Here is a 14,422-nt window from a genome sequence, read left to right on the forward strand (position 1 = left end):
TGAATAAAGGTGGTTATTGCATGCATATCATGATCATCGGTGCTGGCTCTCTTGGTCTTCTTTTTGCTGCTCAGCTTGCCCCGAATTGTTCGCAATTAACATTAGTAACAAGATCTGAAGGACAAGCTAGAGAATTGGCGGAGCACGGCATCCAACTCGTTGGGACAGAGTCACTAGAGACGAAGCTTGCGAAGTCGATTGTATTTCAAAGCTATTCTGAGGAGATTAGTGGAAGTATGGCCCCAGTTGCGCGGGAAGTCGATTATATCTTCCTTATGGTGAAACAGACGGCAATCTCACCAGAACTTATCACTTATATTCAAAGCAAAATGACGCGTCACACCTACTTGATATGCTTTCAGAATGGTGTTGGTCATGAAGTGAAATTAAGCCAAGCCATCGGGTGGGATAAGCTATTATTTGCCATTACAACAGAAGGGGCTAAGCGAATTGGGCCTACATCCGTTAAACAAACAGGGCATGGAATCACCTATTTGGGGGAGTTAGAACCGAAGAATCTTGCTGTCACAAATCATCAACAAATTTTCATTGTGCAGTTGCTGGAGTTAGCAGGATTTCGTGCGGAATTGTCGAAAAATATGGAAGTTAGAATCTGGACTAAATTAGTCATCAATGCGGTCATCAACCCACTCACAGCCATTCTACGTGTTCAAAATGGTGAATTGCTACGTTCAGCATGGGCCCTTTCACTTATGCAAGAACTTTATCAAGAAGTGCTTCGATTGGCTGCTGCCAAAGGAATTGAGCTTCCGATTGACTTATGGGATACCGTTCAGGCTGTTTGCGAAGCGACAAAGACGAATCATTCCTCTATGTTGCAAGATATTGAGGCTTCGCGTCATACGGAAATTGACTATTTAAATGGCAGTTTAGTAAAGATGGGCAATGAATTGGGCCTCGATCTACCTGCAAATAGCATGGTATATAGAATGATTAAAGCGATAGAAAATTAAGAGGTGAAACTTTTTGTTGAATAGTTTCGTTAGTCTATTATCTACCTTATATGCCATGTTGGCTGTAGCGCCATTTATCACGTTTGTTTTAGTATGGTTTCTCATCTTTCTATTTCTGAAGGATAAGAAGATGACCACGAGGTTTACTATGGATATCACAACTTTGTTTCTGCTAGGATCCGTATCCTTGATGTGGAACAAACTTTTTCATACCCAATTTGGTTTTTGGTTAATTGTCCTAATCTTATTAATTGCATTTGGTATTATTGGGGGTTATCAAAATCATTTGAAAGGGGAAACTAATTTAATCAAAGTAGGCAGGCTGGTATGGCGTCTTAGCTTTGTAGGCTTATCGGCATTATATATTCTGTTATTTTTTGTTCATATAGGTAAAAACTACCTTTTTTCAACATGAATCTCTTTGTGGTTACCTGATTTTGGATTTTATGGGCATTAATTAAGCGGATCTTTGTAATATTTATTTGAGATTTGTAGAAAATAACAAACAAAATCGTCTAGATTTTATTAACCGTTGGTTGTATAATTAAAAACCGTGAGAGTAAATTTTTTTACCAGTTATTTAGACAGAGGTAAATTAATTATGGACAAACTCATCGTTTATGTTATAATTCCTTGCGTAGACTCTAGTAAATTTTTTTACCAGAGGTTCGAGGGATATAATATAACATTAAAGAAGCGGTTTCATTGTTCTCCGGGTTAAAGGTGTAATGCTAATGTTAGAAAAGCTGACAAATCACCTAACCATAGATGTCTAGACATACATATTTTAAAGGAGGAGTTTATATGAAAGCGACAAAGTGGGTTACTACAGCAGTAGCATTAACGCTTATGGGTAGCGTAGCAGTTGGTTGTGGTAAAAGTGAGGAAACACCAGCGGTATCACCAACTGATGGTACAAAAGGTACAACAGCACCAGCTTCCAACAAACCTCAAGAAATTAAAATCAATTTCTCGGCAGAGCCTCCTGTTATGGATAGCTCCAAAGCTACAGCGAATGCTGCTTTTACATTTATTAGCGCATTTAACGAAGGTCTATACCGTACAGATAAAGACGGTAAAGCAACTCCAGGTCTTGCAAAAGATTTCCCTAAAATTTCTGCAGATGGTCTAACTTACACAATCGACATTCGTGACAATGCGAACTGGTCAGATGGTACACCGGTTAAAGCACAAGATTTTGCTTATTCCTTCAAACGTACATTGGATCCAGCTACAAAAGGGCAATATAGCTTTGTAGTAGCATGGATTAAAGGTGGAGAAGCTGTTACTAAAGCTAAAACTCCTGAAGAAGTGAAAAAAGCGCAAGACGCTCTAGGAGTTAAAGTTCTAGGCGACAAAAAACTAGAAATCACACTTGAAAAACCGGTTGCATTCTTTACACAAATGCTTGCATTCGGAACTTTCTTGCCACAACGCGAAGATTTCGTAACGAAAGCTGGCGACAAATATGGCGCAGAAGCTGACAAAGTAATCGGTGCAGGTCCATTTATTTTGAGTAAATGGGATCATGGCCAAACACTTGAGCTTGTTAAAAATGAAAAATATTGGGATGCTGCAAATGTGAAGTTAACAAAAGCAACAGTCAATATCGTTAAAGACACAAATACAGGCCTTAACCTATATGAAACAGATGCGGCTGATTTGACTGAAATCAATCGTGATCAACTTACTTTGTACAAAGGTAAACCGGACAACCTGCCTAAACCAGAGTTGACGAACTCCTACTTGATGTACCAAGTGAAGAAACAACCAGCTCTTGCGAACAAAAAAATTCGTCAAGCGCTTGGTATGGCAATCGATCGTCAAGCTTATGTAGATACAGTTCTTGCTAACGGTTCCGTTGCTTCCACTGGTCTAGTACCAGGTGGTACTTCTGACGGTGCTGGCGGTGAATTCCGTAAAACAGCTGGTGAAACACAACCGAAGTTCGATGCTGCTAAAGCAAAAACTTTGCTTGCTGAAGGTTTGAAAGAGCTTGGTCTAACAGCACTTCCAAAAATGAAAGTGAACGCGGATGATACAGAAACTGCGAAAAAATCACTTGAGTTCATCCTTGCACAATGGAAGCAAAACCTTGGTTACGTAGCTGAAGCGAACCCAGTTCCTCACGCATTGCGTATTGAGCTTTCCTCCAAAAAAGATTTCGACATCGTTCTTTCCCTATGGGGCGCAGATTACAACGATCCAATGACGTTCTTGGATATGTGGGTAACTGGCGGCGAGTTTGATGAAGGTGACTACAGCAACCCAGAGTACGATAAACTTGTGAAGTCCGCTCAAACAGAAACAGATACTACGAAACGTGCTAAAGCTTTGGTTGAAGCTGAGAAAATCCTTATGGATGATCAAGGTGTAGCTCCATTGTACTTCCGTACTCGTGCGTACCTGAAAAAAGCGTCAATTAACGGTTTGATTCTTCCTTCGTTTGGACAAGAATGGGAATTGAAATGGGCTTCAGTTAAGTAATCTTTAAAAGTAGTTTAGAGCAGAAGGGGCCGTTCGCACCTCGTGGGAGCGGCCTCTTCTAACTTTCTTGTCTTATATTTTAATAAAGGAGGAGCAATATGATTAAGTTCATTCTTCGCCGTTTCCTATATGCGCTTATTACATTATGGCTAATTGCAACATTTACTTTCGTACTGATGAAAAACTTGCCAGGTAATCCACTAGGAGAAGGCGCTGAGAAGATTCCGAAAGCTACAAGAGATATGTTGATGAAGCAATACGGTCTAGATAAGCCGCTATGGGAACAGTACCTGACATTCATGAACAATATCATCCATGGCGATCTAGGAGCTTCCTTTCAATTCCCTGCTCACAAAGTAACTGATATTATCAAACAAGCTTTTCCTTCATCCTTAGAACTTGGATTAATTTCAATTGTAATCGCAATTGTTGTTGGTTTAACTTTAGGGATTATTGCAGCCTTGAAACATAACAAAGCTGGCGATTATACAGCTATGTTCATTGCGATCCTAGGTGTATCCATTCCGTCCTTCGTGCTTGGGCCTATGCTTTCTTATTATGTAGGTGTAAAGTGGGGGATTTTGCCTGCTGGTTTATGGAAAGGTCCAGAATACAAGGTATTGCCAGCTATTGCTTTGTCCTTCGGTACAATTGCGATTTTGGCGCGGTTAATGCGTACGTCCATGTTAGACGTTTTGAATCAAGATTATATTAAAACAGCGAAATCAAAAGGTTTGTCAACTATAACAGTTGTAGTTAAGCATACAATTCGTAATGCGATATTACCGGTTATCACGATTATCGGTCCAATATTTGTAAACGTCATCACAGGTACGTTAGTTGTTGAACAAATTTTTAGTGTACCAGGTTTGGGTAAACATTTTGTGTCATCTGTATATTCGAATGATTATACGATGATTTCTGGATTAACTATCTTTTACTCAGCAATATTGATTGTCGTTATCTTTATTACAGACGTTGTGTATGGCTTAGTAGACCCTAGAATTCGTCTTGGGAAAGGCGGGAAATAATTCATGCAAACTCCAAATGAATCAACAGAGACTAACTACAAGTTTGCTCCCGTTTCAAATAAATCTCTAACTGGTGAAGTAATTGTACGACCTTCACTTAATTATTGGCAGGACGCATGGAGACGACTTAAGAAAAATAGACTGGCTATGGCTGGCTTAATTATATTGGTAACTTTAATCGTACTTTCGATTATCGTTCCATTTGTTTCAAGCTACGATTATCAGACGCAAAATTTAAAGCTTAAAAATGCGGTGCCAAGCAGTTCGCACTTCTTTGGAACAGATGATTTCGGTCGAGATGTGTGGACGCGTGTATGGTGGGGTACTCGAATCTCTCTATTTATTGGTATTACGGCGGCATTGATTGACTTAGTAGTTGGTGTTATTTACGGTGGGATTTCCGCGTATTACGGTGGGAAAGTTGATGAAGTGATGCAACGTTCCATTGAGATTGTCTACGCAATTCCTTTCTTGTTGATTGCCATTCTATTGATCATGGTTATTGGCTCAGGGGTTTCTTCCATTATTATCGCCTATAGTATTACAGGGTGGGTACCTATGGCGCGGCTTGTTCGTGGGCAGATGCTTACACTCAAAGAACAAGAGTTCGTATTGGCTTCCCGTACACTGGGTGCTTCTCCCATGAGAATAATTATGCGTAGTCTAATCCCAAATGCGCTTGGTATAATCATTGTACAGATCACATTCGTTGTGCCATCTGCGATCTTTACTGAAGCATTCTTGAGCTTTATCGGTCTTGGTGTAAAGCCGCCGCTGGCATCGCTAGGTAATTTGCTGTCAGACGGTGCTAACTATATTCGGTTATATCCGCATCGCCTTATTTTCCCGACAATTGTGTTCAGCTTAATCTTGTTAAGCTTCAATCTACTCGGCGATGGGCTTCGTGATGCGCTAGATCCAAAAATGCGCAAGTAAGAAGGGGTGAATAATGATGAGCACCAAAGACAATTTGCTAGAAGTGAAAGATTTGAGAGTTTCATTCCAGACTTATGCGGGTGAAGTTCAAGCTGTTCGCGGCGTATCTTTTTCTTTGAAAAAAGGTGAAGTGTTGGCGATTGTAGGTGAATCCGGCTGCGGTAAATCCGTAACGGCACAAACGCTCATGCGTTTAATTCCTACTCCGCCTAGTTATATAAAAAGCGGCTCTATCATGTTTGATGGGAAAGTGGACATTACCAAACTTTCCAACAAGCAAATGGAGAAAATTCGTGGCTCAGAAATGGGTATGATTTTCCAGGATCCAATGACTTCATTGAATCCGACGATGAAAATCGGTGATCAGATCACGGAAGGTTTGATCAAACACGAAGGTTTAAGTAAAAGTGCTGCAAGAGATAGAGCTATCGAAATTCTAAAGCTTGTTGGGATCAACTCGCCTGAGGGTCGTATTCATCAATATCCACACGAACTTTCCGGTGGTATGCGTCAACGCGTTATGATCGCGATTGCTCTTGCTTGTTCGCCTAAGCTTCTGATTGCAGATGAGCCAACAACAGCGCTAGACGTAACCATTCAGGCGCAAATTATTGATTTGATGAAGAAGATCTCTGTTGAAACGGACTCATCCATTATCTTGATTACGCATGATCTTGGTGTTGTTGCTGATATGGCAGGGCGCGTTGTGGTTATGTATGCAGGAAAAATTATTGAACAAGGTACCGTAGATGAAATATTCTATGAGCCGCAGCATCCATATACATGGGGCTTGCTTCGTTCAGTGCCGCGGTTGGATACGAACGCGAATGAAGAGCTTGTACCGATTCCAGGTACACCGCCAGATTTGTTCGCTCCACCGAAAGGGTGTGCCTTCGCAGCTAGATGTCCATATGCGATGAATCACTGTCTGGAAGAAGATCCGGCACATTCCGTGCTGTCTGAAACACATTCAGCGGCTTGCTGGTTACTTCACCCGGATGCGCCGAAGGTTGAACGTCCTGTAGGAGTGGGAGGTAATCGACATGTCTAAAACATTGGCTAAGTCTGAGCAACCAATTTTGCAAATTCGCAATATGAAGAAACATTTCAATCTTGGAAACGGCAAGATCTTGAAAGCCGTAGACAACTTTTCTATAGAAATTAAACGTGGTGAAACGTTTGGTCTTGTTGGGGAATCCGGTTGTGGTAAATCAACAGCAGGAAGAACCATCATTAAGCTTTATGATGCGACGGAAGGCGAAGTCATTTTCGATGGCGAAGATGTTCATAAGCTGACTGGGAAGAAGTTGAAGGAATTCAACCGGAATATGCAAATGGTATTCCAAGATCCTTACGCATCCCTGAACCCGCGTATGACTGTCGGGAATATCATTGCTGAAGGTATTGATATCCATGGCTTATACAAAGGTGCAAAGCGTAAAGAACGTGTTATGGAATTACTTCGTGCAGTTGGTTTGAATGATGAGCATGCTAGCCGATTCCCGCATGAATTCTCCGGTGGTCAACGTCAACGTATCGGAATTGCTCGTGCACTTGCGATTGAGCCGAAATTCATTATCGCGGATGAGCCGATTTCTGCTTTGGACGTTTCCGTTCAGGCACAAGTCGTTAATCTTTTCAAAAGATTACAAAAAGAAATGGGCTTAACGTATTTGTTTATCGCGCATGATTTGGCGATGGTTAAGCACATCTCCGACCGTATCGGGGTTATGTATTTAGGGAATCTAGTAGAAGTAACAACTTCTGATGCCTTATATGCGAAGCCGTTACATCCATATACACAATCGCTGCTTTCCGCGATTCCAATTCCGGATCCAGAAGTTGAGCGTACACGCGAGCGTATTATCCTTCAAGGCGATGTACCGAGTCCGCTTAACCCGCCTAGTGGTTGCCCATTCCGTACACGCTGTCCACAAGCGATGGCGAAGTGTGCAGATTCCATGCCGCCTAGTAAAGAAGTGGAACCGAATCACTTTGTTGCTTGTCATCTATACTAATAAATCTAGCCGTCCCGTAAGGGGCGGCTTTTCCTCATTGTCTTAACCTTTACATAATTGTAATTAGAAAAAATACAGTTTTGACGATTTCAGGGCTACCGTGTACAATCAAAGGATAGTTGTTTTATTTGTTATGAAGAGGAGACACTAGTCGCATATGCAAATGGAAACTTTTCAATGGAAGAAAAATCAGACATTAGCGGAAGATTATATAACAGGTAAAGGTAACGCGAAGTCATTGTTCCCTTATCATTTTGGAAACGCGGAAGATTGGCAAGCTCGTGTGAATTGGCTGGACGGAGCTAAGGATGCTCCCCATGTCGGGCGTGAACGGCTTGTAGGGGTGCTAGAAGCCTACAATCGACGTGTAGGGAATACAGATGCGGCTCTCGCGCATATCGCAGCTTTAGGCGATCAGCAAACGCTAGCGATTGTTGGCGGTCAACAAGCGGGATTGTTTGGCGGGCAGTTGATGATCCTTTATAAGGCCATCACGATTATTCAATTGGCGCGGGAATGGCGTACTAAGCTGCAACGCGCAGTCGTTCCGATTTTCTGGATCGCTGGTGAGGATCACGACTTCGATGAAGTCAATCACGTCCATGTTCTTTCGAATACGCAGCAGATTGAGAAGCTGAAGGTGGAGCATCCAACTGGTGTAAGGACGTCCGTGAGTCGCCTGCCACTGTCCTCTGAAGCGTGGGAAGAGGCATTGAATAAGTTGGATCAATCGTTAATGGATACAGAATTCAAAGCGTCCTTGATAGATAAAATGCGTTCAGCTGCAGGAGATGGCGCGACGCTTTCAGATGCATTTGCTCGTTGGATGGCGATGTTGTTTGGCGAGTATGGCCTTGTATTGATCGATGCGGATGAGCCTTCGGTTCGAGCATTAGAGTCATCTATGTTTGAGCGAATGGTAGTGCAAAATGAGTCATTTACCGCTTCCTTACTGCGCAGTCAAGCTGAAGTCAGTCAATCGGGTTATGGGATTCAAGCGGAAATTCATGAGGATGCTGCGAACCTCTTCGTTTTTGCCGAAGGTGCGAGATTGCTGCTTCATCGTGAGGGAGAGCACTTTACGGATAAGAAAAATACGGTTAGTTACACGAAGGCTGAACTTCGTGATAAAGCGATGTCGGCACCTGAACAGTTGAGCAATAATGTCATGTCTCGGCCGCTTATGCAGGAATATCTATTTCCGGTTCTGGCGACAGTGCTTGGCCCTGGGGAAATTGCTTACTGGGCGCTGACGAAGCAAGCGTTCGAGCATTTTCATATGCGTATGCCGATTGTGGTGCCGCGCTTGGAGTTTACCTTGATTGAGGGTACGATAAAGAAACAGATGGACAAATACGAGCTGACTTTGACAGACGTTCTGGAACGCTTTGATGAGAAGAAACAAGCCTGGTTGGATGCGCAAGATACACTTCAGCTCAACGAACGGTTTGAAGCTGTTAAGGAGTCCTTCCTTAGCGCCTACGCTCCCCTTGTGGAGTCTCTCAGTAGTATTAATCCTGGTGTCAAAAAGCTTGGAGATACGAATCTGGCTAAAATTGTGGAACAAATTGATTATTTGCATCATAAGGCAAGCGAAGCGTCACATACGCAATTCGATGCAGCAATCCGGCAGTTGGACCGTGTTCGACTTACTATTTTTCCGTTAGCAAAGCCCCAAGAAAGAGTGTATAATGGGTGTGCTTATCTGAATCGTTATGGGAATGTTTGGCTGCATCATTTACTTGAGACGCCAATACCTGTAGACGGCATGCATCGTATCTATTATCTGTAGGAGGAACGAAGATGACAACTGCAACAAACAGTATTGTAACTGACATGGCGTTAGCGCCAGATGGTCATTTGAAAATTGATTGGGTTCAGGCGCACATGCCTGTTTTGAATCGAATTCGTGAACAATTTGAGAAAGAACAGCCTTTCAAAGGTTTGAAAGTAACGATCTCCTTGCATTTGGAAGCTAAAACAGCTTACTTAGCAAAGGTTGTTAAAGCTGGAGGAGCTGAAGTTACGATCACAGGTAGTAACCCGCTTTCCACGCAAGATGATGTATGTGCGGCGCTTGTTGAAGATGGAATCACGGTATTTGCCAAATACAACCCAAGTCCAGAAGAATACAAAGAGCTTCTTATTAAGTCATTGGAATCCAAACCAGATCTCATTATTGATGACGGTGGTGACTTAGTTTCACTTCTTCACTCCGAGCGTAAAGATTTGGCTGTAAATGTGCGCGGTGGTGCAGAAGAAACAACAACAGGGATTCTTCGTTTGAAAGCGATGGAGAAAGACGGGAAACTTGGTTTCCCAATGGTTGCTGTTAATGATGCCTACTGTAAATACTTGTTTGATAACCGTTATGGTACAGGTCAATCCGTTTGGGATGGCATCAACCGTACAACAAACTTGGTGGTTGCAGGTAAAACCGTCGTTGTAGTTGGCTATGGCTGGTGTGGTAAAGGTGTGGCTATGCGTGCCAAAGGTTTAGGCGCAAACGTAATTGTAACTGAAATCGATGCAATCAAGGGCGTTGAGGCGTATATGGATGGTTTCGCAGTGATGCCGATGATCGAAGCTGCGAAATTGGGAGATTTCTTCGTTACGGTTACAGGTAACCGCGATGTTATCCGTGGCGAACACTACAAAGTGATGAAAGATGGCGCGATTCTTTCGAACGCGGGCCACTTTGATGTTGAAGTAAACAAACCGGAGCTAGAGGCGTTGTCTTCCTCCAAACGTACAGTTCGACGTAACATTGAAGAGTATCAACTGACGGATGGACGCAAAGTGTATATCTTGGCTGAAGGCCGCTTAGTTAACCTAGCTGCTGGAGATGGTCATCCGGCTGAGATCATGGATATGACATTTGCGCTTCAAGCGATGTCCTTGAAATATGTGAATGATTCTTACCAATCCTTGGGAAATACAGTTGTTAATGTTCCTTATGTGTTGGATGAGCAAGTTGCACGTTTCAAGCTTGAATCACTAGGTACGAGTGTAGATGCGCTCTCAGATGAGCAAAAAGCTTACCTAGATAGCTGGGATGAGCACTAGAATATTAATGATGTTAATGATTTGATATGAAATGATGACGATGCCCTTTGGTCCACTGATGTGGATTGGAGGGCATTTTTGTTTGAGTTTTGCAACCTACCAACTATTAATTCATATACCGACAAACCCCCGAACTCCCGAACAAAAGAACCAATGAATCCACGAATGAAGCTCATATCGAACTGACTTACGAACCCGCATGCCTGCGAACTAGTATCATTTGAACCTTTTACGTGGTTGGGAGGAATTGTAAAATAGTTGGGTTGTTGATCGGAGTCCTGATGCAAGTAGCTGGAATTTGTACACTTAATTTAGTAGGAATGAGCTGTTTAACGGGATTAACTGGATTTTCTGTAGGTAATTTCAGCGATTTTCGTCGATTTGAGCAATTGAGGGAGAATTAACTACATAAAATACATCTAAATAGAAAAATCGGAGGTTTTCTTCTGAAATAGCTGTATGTTTTACATCTAATTCTTGAGGGGTGCATCTCATTGCCCCAGCACCCCCTGCAAACCTATCAATCCCATCAAGCAATCCCTGCCAATACTCGAACATTACAGTAGCCACTTCACTAATTCAAGTGTCACTCCGATAACTCAACTCCTCCTCCAGTCCAAAATACTTTATCTCTTTTATTATATTTCGCGTTGTTTCCATGCAACTTTCTTGTTCAGTATTCCGTTTGAAGGTTGTATAACCTATAAATGGAAATTGGGGGCGTGTTGCAATGAGGATAAAGATAAGAGCAAGCTTAGCCATTATGATTGTTATGTGTTTATTGGTGTTGGGAGTGCTGGCAGGATGCAGTTCCAGTTCCTCCTCCAAGAGCGCACAAGACGCCAAAGGCGAAATGAACAGCGTGCAAACGTCAGGTGCGACTGCGGATCAGTTTGCCAGCAAAGCAGATTTGAATGCAAGTAATGCCGCTCCAGCGGCTAAGGCGATGGAATCAGCACCGATAGCTCCTACAACGGATGGGAAAGCAGCTGCGCCAAATGTTGTGATGCCTGCTAGCGGGAACGACCAAGAAGCTGTTTTTAACCGCAAACTTATTTATAGGGCTAATCTCGTAATGCCAGTTGAAGACTATAGTAATGCTCAAACCCGGCTGCGGGATCTCGTTGCATTAAGCGGAGCTTACATTTTGCAGTTTTCCGAGAGTGCGAATACAGGTGAAAAGGGTGGGACGTATACGATTAAAGTCGCAGCGAATGGTTTTGTATCCATGCTGGACGGCCTAGAAAAGATAAGCCCAGCGCTCCAAAGGAATGTACAAGGGCAGGACGTGACGGAAGAGTACGTAGATCTTAGCTCTCGTCTGACGGCCAAACAGCTAGTTGAAACCAGACTACTAAGCTTTATGGAGAAAGCGACGAAGACGGATGATTTACTAGCATTTTCTAATGAGCTTGCCAAGGTACAAGAGGCGATTGAGCAAATCAAAGGCAGAATGCGTTATTTGGATCAAAATGTTTCGTACTCCACCATCGAGCTGCGCATGTATCAACAAACAGGTAAAAAACCGTTGCTTTCTGACCCGAATGAACTAACTCTAGCAGAACGTGTTGAAAAAGCATGGGGCTCTAGCCTGAATGTTCTGGTCGCTGTGATGCAAGGTGTCCTTGTTTTCCTAGCTGCCGCGGTGCCCGTTTTGGTGATATTACTTCTTATTGCATTCCCAATCTGGGTATACAGACGCAAGAGGAACGTACAGTTGAAAGCATTGCGATTGCAACTGAAGGAGCAACAAGTATCTGAAAATACACCCCAAGATACGGAACAAGGAACAAAAGGCACAGAATAGACCTAAAAAACGAAATAAATTTAATTAATCCTGCTAACTAAGCAGGATTTCTTTTATTTTTAGCGAATATTGATTCAAATGTGGTGAAAAGTGGTACAAAGTGGAGGGAAAGGGGGACTTGATGCTATGTTTATGGGTGAATATCAACATAGCATTGACGAGAAAGGCCGAATGATTATTCCGGCTAAATTCCGTGAAGCCCTTGGCGAAGCTTTTGTCATCACACGTGGTTTAGATCAGTGCTTATTTGTATACCCGCAATCCGAATGGTTAATTCTCGAACAGAAGCTGAAAGCATTGCCATTAATGAAATCAGATGCACGTGCTTTTACCCGGTTTTTCTTCTCTGGTGCAACAGAGTGTGAGCTTGATAAGCAAGGGAGAGCTAACATTCCAAGCAATCTCGTCGACCATGCCAAGTTAGAAAAAGATTGTGTCGTTATCGGAGTTTCTAATCGTGTGGAGATTTGGAGTAAGCAAGTTTGGGAAAGCTATGCCAATGAGTCTGAACAGTCATTCAATGAAATAGCGGAGAAGCTGGTCGATTTTAATTTTGATTTATAGAAATTTTGAGTTTCGCTGAAGCAAAACGAAGATTATGCTTACGAAGTCAGTTTTGCCAAGGCAAAACTTTTAGGAGGACAACAAGTGTTTCATCATGTGACTGTACTTAAAGAAGAATCTGTAGAAGGTTTACATATAAAACCAGATGGCGTTTACGTGGATTGTACGATGGGAGGCGCGGGACATAGCTCGCTTATCGCTTCCAAACTAGGACCAGAAGGGTTACTCATTGCCCTTGATCAAGATGATGTTGCTCTAGCCAATGCGCAAATAGTGCTTGCACCCTATCTAGATCGCGTAGCCATTATCAAGAGCAATTTTCGAGAAATCGAGCATGTATTGCGCGGAGTACCCAAAGCTATGAAAGATGGCAGACCCCAGGTTGACGGCATTTTGTTCGATCTAGGTGTATCTTCTCCACAGTTGGATGATGGTGATCGTGGATTCAGCTACAACCATGATGCTGAGCTTGATATGAGAATGGATCGAGATACGCTCCTCACGGCCAAAACGATCGTGAATGAATGGCCAGCTGACAAAATCGCTAAAGTGTTGTTCGAATATGGGGAAGAAAAGTTCTCGAGACGAATTGCTGGAGTCATTGTGGAGGCAAGAGAGAAGAAAGCGATTGAAACAACGGGGGAACTCGTGGAATTGATCAAAGAGGGGATCCCAGCTGCCGCAAGACGGACAGGTGGACATCCAGCGAAACGCAGTTTCCAAGCATTACGAATCGCAGTAAACGACGAACTAGGCGCGTTTGAAGAAGCGCTTCAACAATCACTTAACTGTTTGGCACCTCAAGGGCGCATTGCAGTCATTACGTTTCACTCCTTGGAGGATCGTATCTGCAAACAATTTTTCGTGAAAAATGTGGAGAAATGTACGTGCCCGCCAGCTTTTCCAATGTGTGTTTGTGAGAAGGCTGGGGATTTGAAGCTCGTTACACGTAAACCAATTCTACCTAGTGAACATGAATTAGAAGTCAATCAAAGAGCCAGATCGGCAAAATTAAGAATAGCAGAAAAGCTTTGACCAAGGGAGGAATAAGCGATGTCATCATATATTCAAGGCAATTTGGCACTTGATCCGAAACGTAAACCGAATCAACAACAACGTGTTAAGATAAAAGAAACAACCAAGGTTGTTTATCGCAATTCCTCATTGCCAGCGCAAGAGAAAATGCTCTACTTATTCACAGTTGTACTCTGTGTTATTGTTGCCGGCGTGATCATTTGGAGGTTTGCTGCGATTTATCAGATGAATGCGAATATTTTGAAAATGCAAGGTGAAATCCGTGAAATTCAAGCACAGAACAGTGCGCTTAAGCAAGAAGTTGAGAAACTGCAAAGTCCAGATCGTTTAAAAGAGGAAGCCGTACGCCTCGGGTTTAATTTACAAGATGTGAAGCAAGGTGAAATCGTAGCTCAATCTACGAAAGCGAAATCTAGTACAACGACAGCTACAACGAGTGGCAAAAGTACAAAAGCTGCTTCTAAACCGTAACAGGCAGGTACTCCTATGACAAAAAAAATTAAG

The 14,422-nt window shown here is 42.7% G+C and carries 14 protein-coding genes; 13 read left to right on the top strand and 1 reads right to left on the bottom strand.

All coding sequences use genetic code 11. The annotated features are described in order from the left end of the window. Nucleotides 1-20 precede the first annotated feature (20 nt). From L6I86_RS12525 to L6I86_RS12565, 9 genes are all read left to right on the top strand, one after another. Nucleotides 21-974 carry a ketopantoate reductase family protein gene (locus L6I86_RS12525; RefSeq protein WP_236287523.1) on the top strand — a complete coding sequence of 318 codons (954 nt, stop codon included), beginning with the start codon at nt 21-23 and terminating at the stop codon, nt 972-974. Between the two features lie 55 nt (nt 975-1,029). After that, nucleotides 1,030-1,389 (top strand): DUF3397 domain-containing protein, encoded by a 360-nt coding sequence (locus tag L6I86_RS12530; RefSeq protein WP_056610116.1) that lies wholly within the window; start codon nt 1,030-1,032, stop codon nt 1,387-1,389. A gap of 389 nt (nt 1,390-1,778) precedes the next feature. Further along, nucleotides 1,779-3,461, top strand: a complete 1,683-nt coding sequence (locus tag L6I86_RS12535) for a peptide ABC transporter substrate-binding protein (RefSeq protein WP_236287525.1) — start codon at nt 1,779-1,781, stop codon at nt 3,459-3,461. Nucleotides 3,462-3,559: 98 nt separating this feature from the next. Then, entirely contained in the window at nt 3,560-4,492 is a 933-nt protein-coding gene (locus tag L6I86_RS12540) for an ABC transporter permease (protein ID WP_236287527.1), read from the top strand. 3 nt (nt 4,493-4,495) lie between these two features. Next, nucleotides 4,496-5,428 (top strand): ABC transporter permease, encoded by a 933-nt coding sequence (locus L6I86_RS12545; protein WP_056609666.1) that lies wholly within the window; start codon nt 4,496-4,498, stop codon nt 5,426-5,428. Between the two features lie 16 nt (nt 5,429-5,444). After that, complete coding sequence (locus L6I86_RS12550; RefSeq protein WP_236287528.1) at nt 5,445-6,479, top strand: ABC transporter ATP-binding protein; 1,035 nt, start codon at nt 5,445-5,447, stop codon at nt 6,477-6,479. Further along, nucleotides 6,472-7,446: an ABC transporter ATP-binding protein gene (locus tag L6I86_RS12555; RefSeq protein ID WP_056609662.1), complete on the top strand. Its 975-nt coding sequence runs from the start codon at nt 6,472-6,474 to the stop codon at nt 7,444-7,446. Before L6I86_RS12550 ends, L6I86_RS12555 begins: the two co-directional genes overlap by 8 nt. A 157-nt stretch (nt 7,447-7,603) precedes the next feature. After that, entirely contained in the window at nt 7,604-9,238 is a 1,635-nt protein-coding gene (gene bshC, locus L6I86_RS12560) for a bacillithiol biosynthesis cysteine-adding enzyme BshC (RefSeq protein ID WP_236287531.1), read from the top strand. A gap of 11 nt (nt 9,239-9,249) precedes the next feature. Then, complete coding sequence (locus tag L6I86_RS12565; protein WP_236287532.1) at nt 9,250-10,512, top strand: adenosylhomocysteinase; 1,263 nt, start codon at nt 9,250-9,252, stop codon at nt 10,510-10,512. A 363-nt stretch (nt 10,513-10,875) separates the two neighbouring features. On the opposite strand, the gene L6I86_RS12570 is transcribed toward L6I86_RS12565, so the two are convergent. Further along, nucleotides 10,876-11,082, bottom strand: a complete 207-nt coding sequence (locus L6I86_RS12570; protein WP_236287534.1) for a hypothetical protein — start codon at nt 11,080-11,082, stop codon at nt 10,876-10,878. A 160-nt stretch (nt 11,083-11,242) separates the two neighbouring features. Between L6I86_RS12570 and L6I86_RS12575 the strand changes: the two genes are divergently transcribed. The 4 genes from L6I86_RS12575 to ftsL2 all read left to right on the top strand — a co-directional run bounded on the left by L6I86_RS12575 (nt 11,243) and on the right by ftsL2 (nt 14,389). Next, nucleotides 11,243-12,319 carry a DUF4349 domain-containing protein gene (locus L6I86_RS12575; protein WP_236287536.1) on the top strand — a complete coding sequence of 359 codons (1,077 nt, stop codon included), beginning with the start codon at nt 11,243-11,245 and terminating at the stop codon, nt 12,317-12,319. Nucleotides 12,320-12,445: 126 nt separating this feature from the next. After that, nucleotides 12,446-12,883, top strand: a complete 438-nt coding sequence (gene mraZ / locus L6I86_RS12580; RefSeq protein WP_056612672.1) for a division/cell wall cluster transcriptional repressor MraZ — start codon at nt 12,446-12,448, stop codon at nt 12,881-12,883. An 84-nt stretch (nt 12,884-12,967) separates the two neighbouring features. Then, a complete protein-coding gene (rsmH, locus tag L6I86_RS12585) occupies nt 12,968-13,918 on the top strand; it encodes a 16S rRNA (cytosine(1402)-N(4))-methyltransferase RsmH (RefSeq protein ID WP_236287538.1) in 951 nt (316 codons plus the stop codon). 18 nt (nt 13,919-13,936) lie between these two features. Beyond that, the gene (gene ftsL2, locus L6I86_RS12590; RefSeq protein ID WP_236287540.1) at nt 13,937-14,389 is read left to right on the top strand and encodes a cell division protein FtsL; all 453 of its coding nucleotides are present in this window, start codon (nt 13,937-13,939) and stop codon (nt 14,387-14,389) included. Nucleotides 14,390-14,422: the final 33 nt, after the last annotated feature.

Origin of the sequence: Paenibacillus allorhizoplanae (assembly GCF_927798215.1) — a bacterium.
GTDB classification, from domain to species: domain Bacteria; phylum Bacillota; class Bacilli; order Paenibacillales; family NBRC-103111; genus Paenibacillus_E; species Paenibacillus_E allorhizoplanae.

Coding starts and splice junctions, on each gene's coding strand:
- L6I86_RS12525 (WP_236287523.1), top strand. CDS start 21: ATGCATATCATGATCATCGGTGCTGGCTCTCTTGGTCTTCTTTTTGCT.
- L6I86_RS12530 (WP_056610116.1), top strand. CDS start 1,030: ATGTTGGCTGTAGCGCCATTTATCACGTTTGTTTTAGTATGGTTTCTC.
- L6I86_RS12535 (WP_236287525.1), top strand. CDS start 1,779: ATGAAAGCGACAAAGTGGGTTACTACAGCAGTAGCATTAACGCTTATG.
- L6I86_RS12540 (WP_236287527.1), top strand. CDS start 3,560: ATGATTAAGTTCATTCTTCGCCGTTTCCTATATGCGCTTATTACATTA.
- L6I86_RS12545 (WP_056609666.1), top strand. CDS start 4,496: ATGCAAACTCCAAATGAATCAACAGAGACTAACTACAAGTTTGCTCCC.
- L6I86_RS12550 (WP_236287528.1), top strand. CDS start 5,445: ATGAGCACCAAAGACAATTTGCTAGAAGTGAAAGATTTGAGAGTTTCA.
- L6I86_RS12555 (WP_056609662.1), top strand. CDS start 6,472: ATGTCTAAAACATTGGCTAAGTCTGAGCAACCAATTTTGCAAATTCGC.
- bshC (WP_236287531.1), top strand. CDS start 7,604: ATGCAAATGGAAACTTTTCAATGGAAGAAAAATCAGACATTAGCGGAA.
- L6I86_RS12565 (WP_236287532.1), top strand. CDS start 9,250: ATGACAACTGCAACAAACAGTATTGTAACTGACATGGCGTTAGCGCCA.
- L6I86_RS12575 (WP_236287536.1), top strand. CDS start 11,243: ATGAGGATAAAGATAAGAGCAAGCTTAGCCATTATGATTGTTATGTGT.
- mraZ (WP_056612672.1), top strand. CDS start 12,446: ATGTTTATGGGTGAATATCAACATAGCATTGACGAGAAAGGCCGAATG.
- ftsL2 (WP_236287540.1), top strand. CDS start 13,937: ATGTCATCATATATTCAAGGCAATTTGGCACTTGATCCGAAACGTAAA.